At 61.0% G+C, this 19178-nt stretch carries 15 protein-coding genes and 1 riboswitch; of the genes, 6 read left to right on the forward strand and 9 right to left on the reverse strand.

Annotated elements, in window-relative coordinates; translation table 11 throughout:
• Position 1: 1 nt before the first annotated feature.
• Positions 2-2032, reverse strand: a complete 2031-nt coding sequence (locus tag MF268_RS08570; protein WP_238370452.1) for an oxidoreductase — start codon at positions 2030-2032, stop codon at positions 2-4.
• A 228-nt stretch (positions 2033-2260) separates the two neighbouring features.
• On the opposite strand from MF268_RS08570, the gene MF268_RS08575 reads away from it, so the two are divergent.
• The gene (locus tag MF268_RS08575) at positions 2261-2782 is read left to right on the forward strand and encodes a winged helix DNA-binding protein (protein ID WP_088632667.1); all 522 of its coding nucleotides are present in this window, start codon (positions 2261-2263) and stop codon (positions 2780-2782) included.
• Here MF268_RS08575 and MF268_RS08580 read toward each other — a convergent pair.
• The 3 genes from MF268_RS08580 to MF268_RS08590 all read right to left on the reverse strand — a co-directional run bounded on the left by MF268_RS08580 (position 2779) and on the right by MF268_RS08590 (position 5643).
• Positions 2779-4080 carry a TRAP transporter large permease gene (locus MF268_RS08580; RefSeq protein ID WP_238370453.1) on the reverse strand — a complete coding sequence of 434 codons (1302 nt, stop codon included), beginning with the start codon at positions 4078-4080 and terminating at the stop codon, positions 2779-2781. The two genes, MF268_RS08575 and MF268_RS08580, sit on opposite strands and share 4 nt — an antisense overlap.
• 3 nt (positions 4081-4083) lie before the next feature.
• Positions 4084-4608, reverse strand: coding sequence for a TRAP transporter small permease (locus MF268_RS08585; RefSeq protein ID WP_238370454.1), 525 nt, complete (start codon positions 4606-4608; stop codon positions 4084-4086).
• A gap of 69 nt (positions 4609-4677) precedes the next feature.
• Positions 4678-5643, reverse strand: a complete 966-nt coding sequence (locus tag MF268_RS08590; protein WP_238370455.1) for a TRAP transporter substrate-binding protein — start codon at positions 5641-5643, stop codon at positions 4678-4680.
• A gap of 120 nt (positions 5644-5763) precedes the next feature.
• On the opposite strand from MF268_RS08590, the gene MF268_RS08595 reads away from it, so the two are divergent.
• Positions 5764-9360 (forward strand): hydantoinase B/oxoprolinase family protein, encoded by a 3597-nt coding sequence (locus tag MF268_RS08595; protein ID WP_238370456.1) that lies wholly within the window; start codon positions 5764-5766, stop codon positions 9358-9360.
• A gap of 41 nt (positions 9361-9401) precedes the next feature.
• Here the strand turns inward: MF268_RS08595 and MF268_RS08600 are convergent, their stop codons facing one another.
• Positions 9402-10259, reverse strand: coding sequence for an SDR family oxidoreductase (locus MF268_RS08600; RefSeq protein WP_238370457.1), 858 nt, complete (start codon positions 10257-10259; stop codon positions 9402-9404).
• 109 nt (positions 10260-10368) lie between these two features.
• Between MF268_RS08600 and MF268_RS08605 the strand changes: the two genes are divergently transcribed.
• Entirely contained in the window at positions 10369-10758 is a 390-nt protein-coding gene (locus MF268_RS08605; protein WP_238370458.1) for a winged helix-turn-helix transcriptional regulator, read from the forward strand.
• 73 nt (positions 10759-10831) lie between these two features.
• Here the strand turns inward: MF268_RS08605 and katG are convergent, their stop codons facing one another.
• The 4 genes from katG to MF268_RS08625 form a co-directional block, all read right to left on the reverse strand.
• Entirely contained in the window at positions 10832-13021 is a 2190-nt protein-coding gene (katG, locus tag MF268_RS08610) for a catalase/peroxidase HPI (protein ID WP_238370459.1), read from the reverse strand.
• A 332-nt stretch (positions 13022-13353) separates the two neighbouring features.
• Complete coding sequence (locus MF268_RS08615; RefSeq protein ID WP_238370460.1) at positions 13354-14568, reverse strand: glycosyltransferase family 87 protein; 1215 nt, start codon at positions 14566-14568, stop codon at positions 13354-13356.
• Positions 14565-14981: a GtrA family protein gene (locus MF268_RS08620; RefSeq protein ID WP_238370461.1), complete on the reverse strand. Its 417-nt coding sequence runs from the start codon at positions 14979-14981 to the stop codon at positions 14565-14567. Before MF268_RS08620 ends, MF268_RS08615 begins: the two co-directional genes overlap by 4 nt.
• Positions 14971-15999 carry a glycosyltransferase family 2 protein gene (locus MF268_RS08625; protein WP_238370462.1) on the reverse strand — a complete coding sequence of 343 codons (1029 nt, stop codon included), beginning with the start codon at positions 15997-15999 and terminating at the stop codon, positions 14971-14973. The genes MF268_RS08620 and MF268_RS08625 overlap by 11 nt, the downstream gene beginning before the upstream one ends.
• Positions 16000-16705: 706 nt before the next feature.
• On the opposite strand from MF268_RS08625, the gene MF268_RS08630 reads away from it, so the two are divergent.
• The 3 genes from MF268_RS08630 (at position 16706) to cobW (ending at position 19131) form a co-directional block, all read left to right on the forward strand.
• The gene (locus MF268_RS08630) at positions 16706-17353 is read left to right on the forward strand and encodes a nucleoside/nucleotide kinase family protein (protein WP_238370463.1); all 648 of its coding nucleotides are present in this window, start codon (positions 16706-16708) and stop codon (positions 17351-17353) included.
• A 72-nt stretch (positions 17354-17425) separates the two neighbouring features.
• A riboswitch (cobalamin riboswitch) is annotated at positions 17426-17643 on the forward strand.
• Between the two features lie 79 nt (positions 17644-17722).
• On the forward strand, positions 17723-18097 hold the full coding sequence (locus MF268_RS08635; RefSeq protein WP_337926793.1) for a DUF1636 domain-containing protein: 375 nt from the start codon (positions 17723-17725) through the stop codon (positions 18095-18097).
• Entirely contained in the window at positions 18094-19131 is a 1038-nt protein-coding gene (cobW, locus tag MF268_RS08640; protein ID WP_238370464.1) for a cobalamin biosynthesis protein CobW, read from the forward strand. The genes MF268_RS08635 and cobW overlap by 4 nt, the downstream gene beginning before the upstream one ends.
• The last annotated feature ends 47 nt before the right edge of the window (positions 19132-19178 follow it).

Raw genomic sequence — 19178 nt, forward strand, 5'->3', positions numbered from 1 at the left:
CTCAGATCGCCCGGCACAGGCGGAACGCTTCGAGCACCGCCGCGTGGATATCCCGCGACGACACCGCATCGCCAATCCGGAAAAGGTGATAGCCCTCGGCATCCGCGTCGACCACCGTTTCCCCCGCGGTCAGTCGCGCCATTTCAAAGGCGCCCTTGTTGGCCGAAGCCTCGCGCAGGGCGAGATAGGTGTCATCCATTGGGATCGTCCCGTTCTCGATCACCAGACGGTCGGTCACGCGGGTTTCCGTCTTTCCCGTGTAGATATTCGCGAAAGTCGCCGCGATCCGGTTGTCTGCACGCGCGACCGAGACAAGCTGCATGTCCGGCAGCAGACTGACACCCGCCTGATAGAACTGCCGCATCGACAGCGGACGCTCGATATTGGTCGCTTCCTCGCCAGCGTTGCGGTCGGGCGTGACAAAGCTCACCTTGGCGCCACGCAGCGCAAGCGTCGTCGCGCCCTGCAGCCCGGCGATGGTGCCGATCCCGTCGTAAAGCAGCACTTCGCCATCGGGGGCCTGTCCGCTTTCGAGCACTTCCCACAGCGTATCCGCAAGTTCGGCACCGGGGATCATGTCCTCCATACGGTCGGGCAGGCCACCGGTTGCGATGATGACGACATCCGGGTTGGACGCCGCGATCTCTTCCTCTCCGGCAAGGCAATTATAGGTGATCGCAACGCCCAGCCGTTCCAGTTCGCTTAGCCGCCAGTCGACGATGCCGATCAGGTCGCGTCGTTTGTGCAGTTTTGCCGCCAGCAGCAGCTGTCCGCCTGCCTGCGGCGCGGCCTCGAATACCGTCACCGCATGGCCCCGCTCGGCGGCGACCCGCGCGGCCTCAAGCCCGCCAACACCCGCGCCGACAATGGTGACGCGGCGTTTCACAGGGGCAGGTTTAATCGCATGGGGCAGGACCTTTTCCCGCCCGATAGAGGGGTTGTGGATGCAGCTCCCATGCGCCGAGCAATAGGTCGCGCCCACACAGGGCCTGATTTCGGCCTCGCGTCCCTCGCTCAGCTTCTCGACGATATGCGGATCGGCGATATGGGCGCGGGTCATGCCGATCAGGTCGACCAGACCCTCGGAGATCGCGTAGCGCGCGGTGGCAAGGTCATTGATCCGCGCGGCGTGAAACGTCGGCAGACCCACCTGTTTGCGGAACTCCGCGACAAACGGCAATTGCGGGGCCAGTTTCACCGCCATCCCGGGCATGTATTCCGACAATCCTACCGCCGTATCGATGCGCCCGTAGGTGAGGTTGAAGAAATCGATCAGGCCAGAGGCTTCGTGCAGATGCGCCATCTCGAGGTAATCCGCGTCGGACATGCCGGTGTCCTCGCCTTCGCCCACGGCCATGCGGATACCGATGATGAAGTCCGGCCCGCAGAGCCGGCGCATTTCTTCCAGCGCCTCAAGCCCGAAACGCGCGCGGTTTTCGACCGATCCGCCATAGGCATCGGTACGCTTATTCATGTGGGGCGACCAGAACTGCCCGACCAGATGGTGGTGCACATGCAACTCGACCCCGTCGAGCCCTGCTTCCTTGCAGCGCCGCGCGGCTTCGCCGAATTCCTGTGTGATGCGGCGGATATCATGGGGTTCGATTTCCTTGGCAAAACCCCGGTGCAAAGGTTCGCGAAACCGCGAGGGCGCGACCGTGGGCAGCCAATCCTCGGCCCGCCAGTGGCTGCGCCCGCCCAGATGGGTCAACTGGCACATGATCGCGGTGCCGTGTTGGTGAACCCGGTCGGCGAATTGCGTCAGCACCGGGATCACGCTGTCGTCGCGCAGGTTCAACGCGCCAAAGACCGACCCGGAATCGGGAGAGACGTTCGAGGATCCGCCGAACATGGTCAGTCCGATCCCGCCCTTGGCCTTTTCCTCGTGGTAGCGCTGGTAGCGATCCTGCGGCAAACCGTCGACGCCGAAACGGATCGCATGGCTGGTTGAAAAGATGCGGTTCTTCAGCGTCAGTTTTTTCAGGTGCAGCGGTTGAAGCAGGGGATCGGCGGCAAGGGCGGGCTGGTACATTCTGGCTCCTGTAGTCGCGGTCATCATGTGCCTCTGATCCGCGCAGTCAATAAGCAGCCCCGGCCCAAGCAGCGTGAAAAGCAGGATTTGCCTATTCGCTGAACCGGGCAATCGCCTTGCAGACACGAAAATGTCTCGTCAACGCGCATGAAAAAGGCTTTGGGCTTGGCGTATTCTTCTGCATTTCGTATGCTTTACGCTGACAAAATACAAAGGTTACGCAGATACATGACAGAGCAGCCCAATCCCAAGCGCCGCATCGTTTCCTCGCGCCACCTCGCCGAAGGGGAAAGCTGGGAAACCTCCGAGATCGAATATGGCATGATCATCGCCTATAACGCCTTTTCGCGCTGGATGACCAAGTGCATGTCGGCGGCAGGGAATACGGATCTGACGCCATTGGAAATTCTCGTGCTGCATAACACGAACCATCGCAGCCGTGAAAAACGTCTGGCCGATATCTGTTTCCTGCTGAACATCGAGGACACGCATACGGTCAACTACGCTCTTCGAAAGCTGATGAAGATGGAACTCCTAAGCTCGGAAAAGCGCGGCAAGGAAGTGTTCTATACGACTTCCGACAAGGGCGCGGCACTGTGCGAGGAATATCGCATCGTGCGCGAACGCTGTTTTCTCGACGGGCTGTCCCGGCTTGATATGACCGGCGACGAAATGCGTGAAATCGCCGCCAGTCTTCGCACGCTCTCCGGCCAGTATGATCAGGCCAGCCGCGCCGCTGCTTCGCTCTAGTTGCCCATCATGTTGGGCAGCACGATCACGATCTGCGGAAAGATCGTGATCAGCAGGACGCCCAGCAGGAGCAGCAGAAAGAACGGAAAGGCCGCTTTTGCGATGCGCAGGATGTCGATGCCCGTGAGCCCCTGAATGACAAAGAGGTTGAACCCCACGGGCGGGGTGATCTGGCTCATCTCGACTACGATCACGAGGTAAATGCCGAACCAGAGGGGGTCGATCCCGACGGCGCTTACCATCGGCATGATGATCGAAGTGGTGAGCACGATCACCGAAATCCCGTCGAGAAAGCAGCCCAGTACGATAAAGAAGATCGTCAGCGCAAAAAGCAACATCGGCACCGAAAGCTCCATAGCCGCGATCCACGCGGCAAGGTTGCGGGGCAGGCCTGTAAAGCCCATCGCCACCGACAGGAACGCCGCGCCCAGCAGGATCAGCGCGATCATGCAAGAGGTGCGTACGGCCGACATCACCGCTTCGCCGAACAGCTTCCAGCTGAAGGAGCCGGAAAGCCATGCCAGCAGCGCCGCCAGCACAACGCCAAGCGCCGCCGCATCCGTTGGTGACGCCAGCCCGGCATAGATCGACCCGATCACCCCGATGATCAGAAACGCCACCGGAATCAGCCGCCGCGAGGCCGCGATTTTCTCCCGCAGCGAATACCGTTCCTCGATGGGCGGGATCAGCGAGGGATTCATCCATGTGCGCACGGCCACGTAGCCTGCAAACAGCGTGATCAGCATCAGCCCCGGCAGGATACCGGCGATGAACAGGCGCGCGATGGATTGTTCGGTCGCGACGCCGTAGACGATGAGAATGATCGAGGGCGGTATCAGCAGGCCCAGCGTCGCCGACCCTGCCAGCGTGCCAAGGATCAGGCTTTCGGGGTAGCCGCGCTTGGTCAGCTCCGGTACCGACATCCGCCCGATGGTGGCGGCGGTGGCAGCGGATGATCCCGACACCGCGGCAAAAATCGCGCAGCCAAAGACGTTGACGTGCAAAAGCCGCCCTGGCGCCCGGCTGAGCCATGGCACCAGACCGGTGAACATGTCGTCGCTCATCCGCGAGCGGAGCAATATCTCTCCCATCAGGATGAACAGGGGTAGGGCGGTCAGCGCCCAGCTATGGGAATGGCCCCAGAATGTGGTCGCGATGATGAGCCCTACGGGTGCGTTCGAAAAGAATACCAGCGCCACGACACCGACCAGTGTCAGCGCAAGCGCGACCCAGACGCCCATGGCGAGCAGGCCAATCAGCAGGGTAAGGAGGATAACGGCAATAATCGGATCAGACATCGCTTATACCTCGTCCGGGGTCGACAGGACGGGGCGACGTTTGCGGATCAGATCTACCAGCGTATGCAGGATTGCGATCAGCAACAGGATAATGCCGAATCCGGCAATGCTCTGCGGGATCCAGAGCGCCACGGGGATGATCCCGGTCGAGACATCGCCATAATGTTTGCTCTCCAGCACAAGGCTGATCATGAACCAGCCAAGAAACCCGACAAGCGCGGCGGCAATCACCAGCACCAGCGCCTCCATCGCGACCTGGGCGCGTTGTGGCAGGCGGTCGGCCACGAGGTTGACGCGAATATGCCCGCCAGCACGTAGCGTATGGGCCAGCGCAAGGAACGTCGACGCCGCCAACATGAAACCCGAGAAATCCGCGTAAGAGGGGATCGTCGAAGGAAGCTGGTCGAACCCCAGCCGTCCGGCCGCGTTCAGCAGGATCTGCGCGCTGACCAGCAGGCAGATGCACAATGTCAGCCCCCCGGCAATCGCGCCGCAAATGTCATATAACCGTTGAAGTATGCGCCCCATGTCGCCTGGCCCCTATACATAAGAAAAAGCCGACAACACGGGATGCTGTCGGCCTGTACAATCAGAGCTTTAGTTCTGATAGGCGTCAAGGATGGCAAGCGCGCTATCCGAGGCACTGCTCTTCCAGTTTTCGAGCATCTGGTCTCCGATGCCCTGCAGGCCTTCGACCAGTTCGGCGCTCGGCTCGTAGACGGTGATACCGTTCTCGGCCAGTTCCTTGGTCTTGCTGTCTGCCTCTTCGGCGGACATTTCCCAGCCGCGGGTTTCAGCGGCGGCGGCGGCTTCCATCACGGCGGCCTTGGTTTCTTCGTCCAGACCGTCGAACATGCGCTGGTTTACCACGACGATGTTCTTTGGCACCCATGCGTTGATCGGGCTGTAATGCGACACGAAATCCCATGCGGTGGAATTCACACCGGTGGAGGGCGAGGTGATCATCGCTTCGACCTGACCGGTGGCAAAGGCCTGCGGAATGTCCGAGGCTTCGACCTGTACCGGTGCGGCACCGGCGAGCGTCGCGAATTCTTCCAGCGCGGCGTTATAGGCGCGGAAACGCAGGCCGTTCAGATCGTCCACGGTGGCGATTTCGCCGTTGGTATAAAGACCCTGCGCCGGCCACGGCACCGAAAACAGCGGGATCAGGCCCTGTTCGGCCAGCAACTCGGTGATGACAGGTTTCTGCGCATCCCAGAGTTTCTTGGCATCGTCGTAGCTGGTGGCGACAAAGGGCTGGCTGTCGAGACCGAAGGCAAGATCCTCGTTCGACAGGGTCGAGAGGAAGAATTCGCCAATCGGCACCTGACGCGAGCGCACGGCATTCTTGATCTCCGGATGGGGAAACAGCGAACCCGCCGAATGGATGGTGATGTCGAGCCCGCCATCGGTGGCTTCGCGCACGTCATCCGCAAATTCCATGATGTTCTGGGTGTGGAAAGTCGCGTCGCCATAGGGCGTGGGCATGTCCCAGCTTTCGGCATGGGCCGGTGCGGACAGGCTGACAGCGGTGGCAGCCGCGAAAAGCATCGCGTGTTTCATATGGGTCGTCTCCCGTGTTGAGGTGCGGATCCTGTTTCGAATCCGCTTGCTTTCATAACGTTGACAAATTGTCAGCGTTATAACCATAAAGCAACAATATTTTGGATTCGGGGATCGACAATGAGCATCGCAAGCAAAGAAAAGTGGCAGTTCTGGGTGGATCGCGGTGGCACTTTTACCGATATCGTCGCCCGCAAGCCTGACGGCAGCCTGCAAACACACAAGCTTTTGTCGGAAAATCCCGAAGCCTATACGGACGCCGCCGTGCATGGAATCAAGTCCATGCTGGGGCTGGATGCCAAGGCCGAGGTGCCTTCGGGTCGGATCTCTGCCGTCAAGATGGGCACCACCGTCGCCACCAACGCGCTGCTCGAACGCAAGGGCGAACGCACGCTGTTGCTGATGACCCAAGGCTTGGGCGATCTGCTGCGGATCGGCTATCAGAACCGGCCGCGTCTGTTCGATCTCAACATCGAACTGCCCGAGCAACTCTATGAAAACGTGGTGGAAATCGAGGAACGTCTGGCCGCCGACGGTACGGTGGTGACACCGCTCAACCTCGACCATGCCCGTACCGCGCTGACCTCGGCGCATGAGCAGGGATTCCGCTCTGTTGCCATCGCGCTGATGCATGGCTATCGCTTTACCGATCACGAAAAGCAGCTGGGCGATCTGGCCCGCGAGATCGGCTTCACGCAGGTCTCGCTCTCGCATGAAGCGAGCCCGCTTATCAAGCTCGTCGCGCGGGGCGATACGGCGGTGGTCGATGCCTATCTCTCGCCGATTCTGCGTCGTTATGTGGATCAGGTGGCCGATGCGCTGAACGCGGCCAAGGGCGGCTGTGACAGCCTGATGTTCATGCAATCCAATGGCGGTCTGACCGATGCGCGCCTGTTCCAGGGCAAGGACGCGATTCTCTCCGGTCCGGCGGGCGGAGTCGTCGGCATGGTGCGCAGCGCCGAGGAACACGGGTTCGACAAGCTGATCGGATTCGACATGGGCGGTACCTCGACCGATGTCTGCCATTACGCGGGCAGTTATGAACGCTCGTTTGAGACCGAGGTCGCAGGCGTACGGATGCGTGCGCCGATGATGTCGATTCACACGGTGGCCGCCGGGGGCGGTTCGATCCTGTCCTATCGTGACGGGCGGATGCAGGTCGGACCCGAAAGCGCGGGCGCCAATCCCGGACCAGCCGCCTATCGGCGCGGCGGTCCACTGACCGTGACCGATTGCAACGTCCTGCTCGGTAAGCTGCAACCCGATCAATTCCCCGCCGTTTTCGGCCCTAATGGCGATCAGCCGCTCGATGCCGAGGTGGTGCGCGAGAAATTCGCTGCGCTTGCCGAGGAAATCGGCACCGGCATGTCGGTCGAGGAAATCGCCGAGGGATTCTTGCGCATCGCGGTTGAAAACATGGCCAACGCGATCAAGAAAATCAGCGTTCAGCGTGGTTATGACGTCACCAAGTACACGATGAACTGCTTTGGCGGGGCCGGGGGCCAGCACGCTTGTCTTGTCGCCGACGCGCTGGGCATGGAGAGCATCTTTATCCACCCCTTCGCCGGGGTGCTCTCTGCCTTTGGCATGGGGCTCGCCGACATTCGTGCAATCCGCGAGCATCAGCTGGCCCGGCCGATCAGCGACACAGAAGCGGCCGAAGAGGCGGTGAAACGCCTGATCGACGAAGCCAGCGCCGAAGTGGCCGGGCAGGGCGTCGACCACGCCGATATCATGACACGGCCCATCGCCCATATCCGCACCGGCGGCGCGCATCAGACGCTTGAAGTGCCCTATGGCAGCCCGGATGAGATGACCGCCGCCTTTGAAGAGGCGCATCGACAGCGGTTTGGTTTTGTCCCCGACTATGCCGAACTGATCATCGACCTGCTGACGGCCGAGGCGATTGGCACCACCGGGGAACAGGTCACGCTGCCCGATACCTCGCCTGCGGGGGCGGAACCGCAGACCGTCCGCATGTTCAGCCAGGGCGATTGGCGCGAGGTGCCGCTGGTGGACCGTGCCAGCCTTGCACCGGGTGAAACGCTCGACGGCCCCGCGATCCTGACCGAACCCACCGGCACCAATATCCTCGAGGACGGCTGGCAGGCCGAATGCGTTTCGGGCGGCAATCTCGTGCTGCGCCGTGTCGTCCCGCTGGCCCGGCAAGAGGCCATCGGCACCTCGGTCGATCCGGTCATGCTCGAGGTATTCAACAATCTCTTCATGTCCATTGCCGAGCAGATGGGCGCGACGCTCGCCAACACTGCCTATTCGGTGAACATCAAGGAGCGTTACGACTTCTCCTGCGCGATCTTTGACGCGGCGGGCGATCTGGTCGCGAATGCGCCGCATGTGCCGGTGCACCTTGGGTCCATGTCCGACAGCGTGCGCACCGCCCTGCGCGAAAACGCCGGCAAGATCCGCCCGGGCGACGTGTTCATGATGAACAACCCCTATAACGGCGGCACCCATCTGCCCGATGTGACTGTCATCACGCCGGTCTTTGACGAGGCGGGCGAAAACATCATCTACACTGTCGCCTCGCGCGGGCATCACGCCGATATCGGCGGCACCACCCCCGGCTCCGCGCCCCCCGACAGCCGCCATATCGACGAAGAGGGCGTTTTGATCGATAATTTCCGGCTCGTCGATCAGGGGAATTTCCGCGAAAAGGAAACGCGCGAATTGCTGGCTTCGGGCAAATACCCCTGCCGCAATATCGATCAGAACATGGCGGACCTTTCTGCGCAGATCGCTGCCAATGCAACCGGCGTGCAGGAGCTGACCAAGATCACCGGCCAGTTCGGGCTTGAAGTGGTGCATGCCTATATGACCCACGTTCAGGACAATGCCGAGGAAAGCGTCCGCCGCGTGCTCGATGTGCTCAAGGACTGTGCGTTCACCTATCCGATGGACAGCGGCGCGCAGATCAAGGTCGCGATTTCGGTCGATAAATCCGCGCGTGAGGCCACCATCGATTTCACAGGCACCTCGCCGCAGGACGAATTCAACTACAACGCGCCCAAGGCGATCTGCCATGCGGTGGTGCTCTATGTGTTCCGCACGCTGGTCGGCAGCAATATCCCGATGAATGAGGGCTGTCTCAAACCGTTAAGACTGGTGATCCCCGAGGGGTCGATGATCAACCCGACCTATCCGGCGGCGGTGATCTCGGGCAATACCGAGGTCAGCCAGTCCATCGCCGATACGCTTTACGGCGCGCTGGGCGTGATCGCGGGCAGCCAGGGCACGATGAACAATTTCGTCTATGGCAACGCGACTTACCAGAATTATGAAACCATCTGCGGCGGCACCGGAGCGGGCGACGGCTTTGATGGCGCAAGCGCGGTGCACGCCCATATGACCAATACCCGCATGACCGATCCCGAAGTGCTGGAGACACGCTTTCCCGTGCGGCTCGACGGGTTTTCGATCCGTCGCGGCTCGGGCGGGAAAGGGCGGTTCACAGGCGGTGACGGCATCGTCCGCAAGCTGCGGTTTCTTGAGCCGATGACAGCAACGGTTCTGTCCTCGCACCGTATCACCGCGCCGCATGGCGTCGATGGGGGTGCGCCGGGGGCAACCGGTGAAAACAGCGTGATCCGGGCCGATGGCCAAGTCGAAAAGCTGAAAGGCAATGACGCCGTGGAAATGGCCGCCGGAGACGTGTTCGTTCTGAAATCTCCCGGCGGCGGCGGTTTCGGCAAAGCCTGAATCAACAGCGCCCCGGGTTTTCCGGGGCGCTGTTTTCATCTTCAGGACAGGAACGTCTTGAGCGTATCGCTCATCGGCGTGGTCGGCCGCCCGATCAGCGTGGAGAGATCGCGGCTTTGCGTGGCAAGCGCGCCATTTTCTGCCTTGGCATCGCTGTCAGCAAGGATACCGGCAAAACCTTCGGGCAGACCGGCCTCGACCAGTGCCTTGGCATAGGCCGCTTTCTCGAGGTTCACATAGGTCACCTCCTTGCCGGATACCTCGCTCAGCAGGGCGGCGTATTCCGTGAGGTTGAAATCCGTGTCACCGCCAAGCTCATAGGTCTTGCCCTCGTGCCCTTCACCGGCCAGCACGATTGCCGCCGCTTCGGCGAAATCCTTGCGCGAGGCCGTTGCAAACCGCCCATCGCCCGCCGCGCCAAAGTGCTGGCCCATGCCGACCGCTTGCGGCGCTGTGCCCGCGATATTCTCGGAATACCAGCCGTTGCGCAGCAGGGTATGGGGGATGCCACTGTCGCGCAGTGCGGCTTCGGTCACCAGATGTTCTTCCGCCAGCGCCATGCCACCGGTTTCCGCGTTGAGGATCGAGGTATAGGCGATGAAACCGACTCCGGCAGCATTGGCCGCGCTCAGCACGTTTTCGTGCTGGGTGGAGCGTTTGCCGACCTCTGAAGAGGAGATCAGCAAAAGCCGGTCCACCCCGTCGAACGCCGCTTTCAGGCTGTCCACATCTTCGTAATCACCTGTGCGCGTGGTCATGCCTTTGTCCGCATAAGCCTTGGCCGCATCCTCTGATCGTACCAGCGCGATGATATCTCCGGCGGGTACAAGCGTGCTCAGGTGGTCCACTACAAGCTGTCCAAGTTGCCCGGAGGCCCCGGTCACGAGATAGGTTGTCATTTTCTTTCCTTTCCAGTCTCGAATCGTATACAGGTCTCATTTAGAGACCTTCTTTCATTTGCGGAAGGAGGCAGTTTTTCGGAACAAGGTAACAAAAAGGGAACCGCCTATGCAGCGTGTCAGTGATGGCAAACTGAACCAGTGGAAAGCCGAGGGGTTCAATCCGGCCAATTGCCCGGTGCGGCAGGTGCTTGATCATGTCTCGGCCAAATGGCCTGTTCTGGTCCTGATGGAGCTTGAGACAGGACCGCGTCGGTTCAACGAACTTTTGCGCGCTTTGCCAGATATTTCCAAGCGGATGCTTACCCAGTCTCTGCGCGATCTTGAGCGCGACGGCATCGTTCGGCGAAAGGTGTTCGATACCAAGCCGCCGAGCGTCAGCTACAGCCTGACCGATCTGGGCGAGGGGTTTCTGCCGCATCTTCTCGCGCTGGTCGATTGGGCCGAGGGTAGCATGCAGAACATCCTGACCGCGCGTAAGGAATTCGACCTCCGCTGATAGGGCGGGATAGGCATAACGAAAAACGGCGCCCCAAACCGGGGCGCCGTTCTTTTCCTAATCAAGCTGTGGCTTATGCGAGATCGAAACGATCCAGCTCCATCACCTTGACCCATGCCTCGACAAAGTTCCTTACAAACTTTTCCTTGTTGTCGTTCTGGGCATAAGCTTCGGCAAGCGCGCGCAGTTGCGAGTTCGAACCAAACGCCAGATCGACGCGCGAGGCGGTCCATTTGACCTCTTCAGACGCCCGGTCGCGGCCTTCAAAGTCCTGCTTGGAGCCTTCAACGGCTTTCCACGCGGTGCCCATGTCGAGCAGGTTGACGAAGAAATCGTTGCTCAGCGTGCCCGGCTTGTCGGTGAAGACACCGTTCTTGGACCCGTCGTAATTCGCGCCCAGAACACGCAAGCCACCAACCAGAACCGTCATCTCCGGCGCGGTCAGGGTCAGAAGCTGCGCCCGGTCCACCAGCAGTTTCTCGGTCGGGATATCCGCGTCGCCATTGACATAGTTGCGGAACCCGTCTGCCTGTGGCTCGAGCACGGCAAAGTTGTCGGCATCGGTCTGCTCGGCCGTTGCATCGGTCCGACCCGGCGAGAAGGGCACGCTGATGTCATAGCCACCGGCCTTGGCTGCCTGTTCAACTGCGGCTGAACCGCCCAGCACGATCAGGTCGGCCATCGACACTTTCTTGCTGCCTGCACCCGCGTTGAACTCGGACTGGATGCCTTCATAGACCGACAACACCTTGGCCAGCTTTTCCGGCTCATTCACCTGCCAGTTCTTCTGTGGCTCAAGACGGATGCGCGCACCATTGGCGCCGCCACGCTTGTCCGATCCACGGAAGGTTACGGCCGAGGCCCATGCGGTCGACACCAGCTCAGCCGTGCTGAGCCCGGACTCGAGGATCTTGGACTTGAGCGTCGCCACGTCCTGATCATCGATCATGTCGTAATCAGCTTCAGGGATCGGGTCCTGCCAGATCAGATCCTCATCCGGCACCAGCGCGCCCAGCAGACGCGAACGCGGACCCATGTCGCGGTGGGTCAGCTTGTACCATGCGCGGGCAAAGGCATCGGCGAACTCTTCCGGGTTTTCGTAGAACCGGCGCGAGATCGGCTCGTAGATCGGGTCCATGCGCAGTGACAGGTCAGTGGTCAGCATGTTCGGCACGCGACGCTTGCCTTCCTCATGCGGGTCTTCGACCGTTTCGACGTTGGATTCGTCCTTGGGCTTCCACTGGAAAGCACCGGCCGGGCTCTTGGTCAGTTCCCACTCGTATTCGAACAGGTTCTTGAAGAATCCGTTGCCCCATTTGGTGGGCGTGGTGGTCCAGATCACTTCGAGACCCGAGGTGAAGGTGTCCTTGCCGTTGCCAGCGGTCCAGCCAAAGCCCTGCTCGGCGATATCCGCACCTTCCGGCTCGGCACCGACGGCTTCGGGGTCGCCCATGCCATGGGTCTTGCCAAAGGTGTGACCGCCCGCGATCAGCGCCACGGTTTCCTCGTCATTCATTGCCATACGGCCGAATGTCTCGCGGATGTCGATGGCGGCGGCCAGCGGATCGGGCTTGCCTTCGGGACCTTCGGGATTGACGTAGATCAGGCCCATCGTGGTCGCCCCCAGCGGGTTCTCCAGCTCGCGTTCGCCGGAATAGCGCTTGTCGGTGCCCATCCACTCTTCTTCAGTGCCCCAATAGATGTCTTCCTCGGGCTCCCAGATGTCTTCGCGGCCACCGGCGAAACCGAATGTCTTGAAGCCCATCGATTCCAGTGCGCAGTTGCCCGCAAGGATCATCAGATCGGCCCAGGACAGCGCGTTGCCGTATTTCTGCTTGATCGGCCAGAGCAGGCGGCGCGCCTTGTCGAGGTTGGCGTTATCCGGCCAGCTGTTGAGCGGTGCGAAACGCTGCGAACCCGACGACGAACCGCCGCGCCCGTCGCCTTCGCGATAGGTGCCAGCGCTGTGCCATGCCATGCGGATAAAGAAGGGGCCGTAGTGTCCCCAGTCCGCTGGCCACCACGGCTGCGAATCCGTCATCAGTGCGTAAAGATCCTGACGCACCGCTTCGAGGTCGAGCTCTTTGAACGCCTTGGCATAGTTGAAATCTTCGTCCATCGGATCGGACAGCGGCGTATTCTGGTGCAGAATCCCGAGGTTCAGCTGGTTGGGCCACCAGTCACGATTGGTGCGTCCGCCGGTTTGCAGGCTGCCGTGGATAACCGGGCATTGACCTGCGCTGGCCTTGTCATTTCCGTCCATTTTTCTCTCCGATACTCGCTGGATAAATGTCTGACTGTGTGAGGTCTTGGGGAACATTCGGGCGGCAGGCCTGCTTGCGTACAAGCGGACCTTTCGCCATGCGACCGGCTCTCGATACGAGATTTAAGGTGTCTGCACGCAGGACTACGGGACAACGGCCAACCGCATGTTGGTCGCTGCGCGTGACACTGGTGTTACCCGCTGCCGATCTGGCATTGAACACTCCCCCCTCCATACGACTCAGCGTAAGGGAAAGGGGTCATTAGTTTAAGTTGTATTTTTAAATTGTAGTCATAGGATTTGATTATGGCTTGGGTGGCGGTTCTTGCCGTTCACCCCTGCGAGGCCAGTGTTTCCGGGCGTGCGACCTGCTCGGTCATTTCTGTGTCGCGCGTCGTGATGCGCCACAGGCAGACACCAACTGCCGTCAGGATCAGACCCGACAGGGCAGGCGGCGTGCCATAGCCCAGCGATTCGATCTGGCTTGCGACCAGCCCATAACCGCCGATGATCCAAAACCCGACCATGAGAAAGACCTTTTCGGCCCGGGTGGCCCGCGCCGCGATGCCCTCGCTCAGCATCGCGGCGGCGATCCCGAGCATGGCGAGGTCGTAGTCGTAATTGTACGGACTGATCAGGCAGGACAGGAAAATTCCCGCGGCCAGGAACACCCGGCCCGATACGCCGGTGCGCGAGGTCAGCGCCAGCGAAAGCAGCACCACCAGCGCGCTCAGCGCGACAGCCCCGTGCAGGGCGAGCGCCAGCTTCGGTCCCGCCCCAAGCGAGGCCGCCAAGGCATAGACCGAGCTCATCCGGTAAAGAATGAACCCGCCGTCCTGCAGGGTCTTCCCAGTGCCGCGTATGCCGTCCAGCGCAGCAGGCCAGACCCCGGTGCCAAAGGCGAGCGTTGCCAGCCCGCAGGCGGCGCCGACGGTACACAGCGATATCACAACCACCGACCAGCGTCGGTCGAGCAGCGCCCAGAGACCGACCCCAAGTGCCAGATGCGGCTTGATTGCCATCAGGCCCAGCGGCACCCCGGCCCAGCGGGATTTGCGCAGTGCCAGAAGGGCGGTCAGCCCGAAAAGCGTCCCGATCAGGAAACTGTTCTGCCCGGCGCGCAGGATCAGCGCAATCAGCGGCAGGAACGCCACCAGAACCGCATGCCAGTTCTCTCCGGCAATCTTTCGCAGTACCAGCAGATAGGCGGTCAGCGTGCCGCCCATGAACAGGATGTAACCCAGCCAGTCCGGCACCAGCGACAGCGGCGCGACGACAAGATCGAAGGGCGGCGGATAGCTCCAGATCAATAGCGTTCCGTCATAGCCGGGCATGTCGGGTTGACGTGCCAGAAACACTTGCGGGTCATAGGCCGCGTACAGATTGCCTTCGCGGATCATCGTGCTGACAAGGTAGAACACGTCGAAATCGCTGATCTTTTCCTTGCCAAGCGCGACCGGGGCAACAAGCTCAAGCGCCATGTACCCGATCATCGCCGCGAGCAGGGCACAGATCATCAGGACGGTCGCAGGTTTCAGACGGATCATGAATGGGCCTCGAAAGGGGGCGCAAAGGCCCAGAGCCGGGCGCCCAAGTATGACATCAACGGAACGATCCCTGCCACGCCCAGCATCGCAATGGCAAGGCTTGCCCCCAGAGCTGTCGCAACGGCAGTAATCAGGCTGCTCGTGCCAAGCGAAAGGAGCGATAGGGTGATGAACCGCATAAGATAGGGGCGGCCGGACCCGCTGCGCCGAAAGCTGAAACGCAGGTGGCCGACAAAGGACAGGGTGACGGCGGCGGCAAAACCGGCAAGGTTGCACAGCCCGGCGGGCAGACCGAATACCGCCTCAACGACAAGGGCGGCCAGCACATGCACCAGCGTCGCTGAAATGCCGACCATGCCAAAGCGCAGCATCTCGCCGCCAAGTGCCAGGACCTTCGAACTGTCAGATGCCATGCGGCCTCGCACCGGCGGGGCGGGTGCCGTCGCCGGAATGGGAAGACCGGACAATGTAAAGCGGCCTTTCGCGGACCTCCGTCAGGATGCGCCCCACATATTCGCCAAGGATACCGATGGCGAAAAGCTGGACGCCGCCGAACATCAGGATCAACACGAGTGTCGAGGCATACCCCGGCACATCGACGCCAAAAACCAGCGTGCGCAGGAAAATCCATGCCGCATAAAGGAAGGATGCAAAGGCGAGCGCGCTGCCGACATAGGTCCAGACGCGTAGTGGTTTGGTGCTTGACGCGAAGATTCCGTCCAGCGCCATGTTCCACAGTTTCCAGTACCCCATGCTTGTCTTGCCGGCGCGGCGACAATTGCGCTGGTAGGTAACCTCGTCGCTGTCGAAACCGACCCAGGCAAAGAGAGCCTTGTTGAGCCTGACCTTTTCGCCCAGCGAGCGGATGATATCGACCACCTGCCGGTCGAGCAGGCGGAAATCGCCCACGTCCGAGGGCATGGGCTGGTCCGATAGCGCGTTGAAGACGCGGTAGAACCCGCGTGCCGTTACCCGCTTCAGCCAGCTGTCCGAAGACCGGTCGCGGCGCTTTGCGTTCACGATCTGAGCGCCCCGCTCCCATTTCTCGATCATCTCGGGAATAATCGACACATCGTCCTGCAAGTCCACGTCCACCGGAATGACCGCGTCGCCCCGCGCGTGGTCCATCCCCGCGCAAAGCGCCGCTTCCTTGCCAAAGTTGCGCGACAGGTTGATCAGGCGGATGCGCTCGTCCTTTTGCATGTAGGATCGCAGCACGAATTCGGTGCCATCGCGGCTGCCGTCATTAACGAAGAGGATTTCGGTCTCAAAGCGCGCGTCCAGCAAGGCCAGCGCCGCTCGGGCCGCGTCAAGAAACGGGCCAATCGCGTGTTGTTCGTTATAGACCGGAACGATGAGGGTCAGCAGCCGCTCCTGCGGTCGGGCAGGTGGTATGCCACGCTCTCGCTCTTCGACGTAAGTCGATTTCATGTCGCGGTTCCTCATGCGCAGTAATCGCTGCACGGCTCGGCGCCTCTGATGCCGGACAAAACGGGCGTAATTATGACGGAGCGGGTGAAAAGAAAATGCGGAAGACTGTATCACGGCAGAAGTCGAGCATCGATACGCTTGCCGTAATAGGGATGAGCACAGGCGGATTCGGCAAGGATGGCCCCAACAGAATGGCAGTCTCTTGACGCTCCTGCGCGTCAAGTTGCTGAAACTAAACTGATTTAAAGTGTTGTATCGTATGATACTAATATTAACATAAGATGAATCGTTAAAATCGCTGAAATAATAGCGAATTCCGGATCGAAATTCTGGTCCGAAAAATGGGATGGAATAAACTCGCAACTCTGGATGGGCGCATCAAGGTGTTCCCTCTTGGCGTTTAGGATGCCGTTGAACTTGGAACGGCCTTTGTCCGCCAAATCTATTTGCGAATTCGGGAAATAAAAGCCGCGCTTGACGCGAACCGTTCTACGGGCGGCTTCCACGGGTCAAGTCAATGTAACGGTGCCATGAAACGAATGCCCGGGGGAGGGGCGATGGATCGTGACCGTACGAGGCTATAAAAAGGTCTTTAACTACGTTCACGTCAGCCTGCGCCTGTCTTCTCGACGGTCGCCAGCACGACTGTTCATCCCGCCGGGCATTCCGAAACTCATTCCCTCCGATTTGAGAGAAGATAAACAGCATGCCTGATAGAATTGCGAAAGTAGCGAACCGCCTCAAGGTGATGCCGATCCGCAGCCCGCGTGCCCTGATCGCCGTTGCAGGGCCTCCCGCGTCCGGTAAATCCACCTTTGCCGCGCAACTTGTCGCTCATCTCAACCAGTCCACGCATTCCGCCGTTTTGGTGCCCATGGACGGCTTCCACCTGGATAATTCCGTCCTAGCCCGGCGCGGCCTGCTCGCGCGCAAAGGCGCGCCGGAAACCTTTGACGTTGATGGGCTGGTCAGCGCCATGTGGCGGCTGGCGACCGAGCAACATCTTTATCTGCCCTGTTTCGACAGGGGGCAGGACAGGTCCGTCGCCGGGCGGATCGAAGTCAATTCCCAGCACACGTTGGCAGTGATCGAAGGCAATTATCTGCTCTGCCGCGACGCGCCGTGGAACCACCTGCGTCCGCTCTGGTCCATGTCGGTTTTCCTGAACGAACCGAACCACGTGCTTTTCGACCGTCTCGTCCAGCGCTGGCTCGACAACAAGCATGACCTGCGCGAGGCTCAGGCACGGGCGCAGAACAACGATATGGCCAATGTCGCATTCGTGCGCCGCTCGCTCGACCCGTCTGTCGATCTCGTCTTTGGCAGCGAGGTCGAAATCCAGCAGGGCGCCTGATCGCCGGGCCCGGCACCTTATCGCGGGGCCGTAACGTCTCCTGACAATCGCTTGACATCACCTGATCCGGCTGCGCAGATGTTGCGCGTTGGTGCCCGGGGTCTGCCCGGGTGAAAAGGGAATGCGACAGGGGCACGACACCACGCCCCAAGCGCAGCCGCCCCCGCGACCGTGACCAGAGAGGTTGCCCGCTTGCCACTGATCCCACCGGGGTCGGGAAGGCAGGGAAACCGCCAGGGCCCGCCCTGAAATCTGCAAGCCGGGAGACCTGCCAGCACAAGTTGACGTGAACCGGGCGGGGTGCCCCGGAGGCGGGTCCGCACAAGGATTCTGGCTCTTTCCCCGCTCAAGAAGAATTGGACCCGGCCCGTGCCCGAACCCGACAAGACCGAAGTGCTGGTCTGCACCAAGTGCCGCATGACAGACGATCCGGTGGATGGCATCCGGCCGGGTGCCGCGCTGTTCAGCGCGCTCGACGCGATGGACTGGCCGGACGGTGTGTCCTTTCGCCCCGTCGAATGCCTGTCGAACTGCACCCGTGGCTGTTCCATCGTGCTGCGCGGCGGTGCCGAGAGGTGGAGCTATGTCTATGGCAACCTGACCCCGGACATGGCCGACACCGTGCTGGATGGCGTCACACGCTATCAGGCCACCGCCGACGGACTTGTGCCCTGGCGCGAAAGACCTGAACACTTTCGCAAGAATTGTATCGCTAGAATACCCCCATTGGAGTTCCCCGAATGAACGACCTCGCCAAACTGCCGGTTACCGTGATCACCGGTTTCCTCGGCTCCGGCAAGACCACCCTGATCCGCCACCTGATGCAGAACCCGCAGGGCAAGCGTCTGGCCGTGATCGTCAATGAATTCGGCGATGTGGGGGTCGACGGTGAAATCCTGAAATCCTGTGCCATTCCCGACTGCCCCGAGGAAAACATCCTCGAACTCGCCAATGGCTGTATCTGCTGCACCGTGGCCGATGATTTCATCCCCACGATCGAGGCGCTGATGGCGCTGAACCCGCGCCCCGATCACATCCTGATCGAAACCTCCGGTCTGGCCCTGCCAAAACCGCTTCTCAAGGCGTTCGACTGGCCCGATATTCGCTCGCGCATCACCGTCGACGGCGTGATCGCGCTCGCCGATGCCGAGGCGGTCGCGTCGGGCCGCTTTGCCCCCGATGTGGCCCGTGTCGATGCCCAGCGTCTGGCCGATGACAGTCTTGACCATGAAACTCCGCTCTCCGAGGTGTTCGAGGATCAGATTTCCTGCGCCGACATCATCCTGCTGACGAAACCCGATCTTGCCGGTCCCGACGGTCTTGCAAAGGCGCGTGAAGTCATCGCCGCCGAGGCACCGCGCCCGCTCCCGGTGGTCGACGTGGCCGAAGGTGCGGTGGATCCGCGCGTGATCCTCGGTCTCGAAGCCGCCGCCGAGGATGACATGGACGCGCGCCCCAGCCATCATGACGGGGCTGACGATCACGAACATGATGACTTCGACAGTATCGTCGTCGACATCCCCGAGGTGACGGACCCCGCCGATCTGGTCGCGCGAATCGAAACCCTCGCGAAATCGCAGAATATCCTCCGGGTCAAAGGCTATGCCGCCGTCGCGGGGAAACCCATGCGCCTCCTGGTGCAGGCGGTTGGCGCGCGGGTCCGCCACCAGTTCGACCGTCCGTGGAAACCTGGCGAGGCCAAACAGGGCCGTTTTGTCGTCATTGCCGAGCATGACGATATTAACGCCGAAGCCATCCGCTCGGTGCTGGTGGGCTAGGGCGATGGGATATGCGCCCCATATCCCGACCCCGTTGAAAGGGCGCT

This window comes from Heliomarina baculiformis (genome assembly GCF_019966545.1).
In the GTDB taxonomy this organism is placed as follows: Bacteria; Pseudomonadota; Alphaproteobacteria; order Rhodobacterales; family Rhodobacteraceae; genus Heliomarina; species Heliomarina baculiformis.

What these genes read in the sequence shown, in the direction of transcription:
- MF268_RS08570 (WP_238370452.1), bottom strand. Translation starts at nt 2,032, where the DNA reads ATGTACCAGCCCGCCCTTGCCGCCGATCCCCTGCTTCAACCGCTGCAC.
- MF268_RS08575 (WP_088632667.1), top strand. Translation starts at nt 2,261, where the DNA reads ATGACAGAGCAGCCCAATCCCAAGCGCCGCATCGTTTCCTCGCGCCAC.
- MF268_RS08580 (WP_238370453.1), bottom strand. Translation starts at nt 4,080, where the DNA reads ATGTCTGATCCGATTATTGCCGTTATCCTCCTTACCCTGCTGATTGGC.
- MF268_RS08585 (WP_238370454.1), bottom strand. Translation starts at nt 4,608, where the DNA reads ATGGGGCGCATACTTCAACGGTTATATGACATTTGCGGCGCGATTGCC.
- MF268_RS08590 (WP_238370455.1), bottom strand. Translation starts at nt 5,643, where the DNA reads ATGAAACACGCGATGCTTTTCGCGGCTGCCACCGCTGTCAGCCTGTCC.
- MF268_RS08595 (WP_238370456.1), top strand. Translation starts at nt 5,764, where the DNA reads ATGAGCATCGCAAGCAAAGAAAAGTGGCAGTTCTGGGTGGATCGCGGT.
- MF268_RS08600 (WP_238370457.1), bottom strand. Translation starts at nt 10,259, where the DNA reads ATGACAACCTATCTCGTGACCGGGGCCTCCGGGCAACTTGGACAGCTT.
- MF268_RS08605 (WP_238370458.1), top strand. Translation starts at nt 10,369, where the DNA reads ATGCAGCGTGTCAGTGATGGCAAACTGAACCAGTGGAAAGCCGAGGGG.
- katG (WP_238370459.1), bottom strand. Translation starts at nt 13,021, where the DNA reads ATGGACGGAAATGACAAGGCCAGCGCAGGTCAATGCCCGGTTATCCAC.
- MF268_RS08615 (WP_238370460.1), bottom strand. Translation starts at nt 14,568, where the DNA reads ATGATCCGTCTGAAACCTGCGACCGTCCTGATGATCTGTGCCCTGCTC.
- MF268_RS08620 (WP_238370461.1), bottom strand. Translation starts at nt 14,981, where the DNA reads ATGGCATCTGACAGTTCGAAGGTCCTGGCACTTGGCGGCGAGATGCTG.
- MF268_RS08625 (WP_238370462.1), bottom strand. Translation starts at nt 15,999, where the DNA reads ATGAAATCGACTTACGTCGAAGAGCGAGAGCGTGGCATACCACCTGCC.
- MF268_RS08630 (WP_238370463.1), top strand. Translation starts at nt 16,706, where the DNA reads ATGCCTGATAGAATTGCGAAAGTAGCGAACCGCCTCAAGGTGATGCCG.
- cobW (WP_238370464.1), top strand. Translation starts at nt 18,094, where the DNA reads ATGAACGACCTCGCCAAACTGCCGGTTACCGTGATCACCGGTTTCCTC.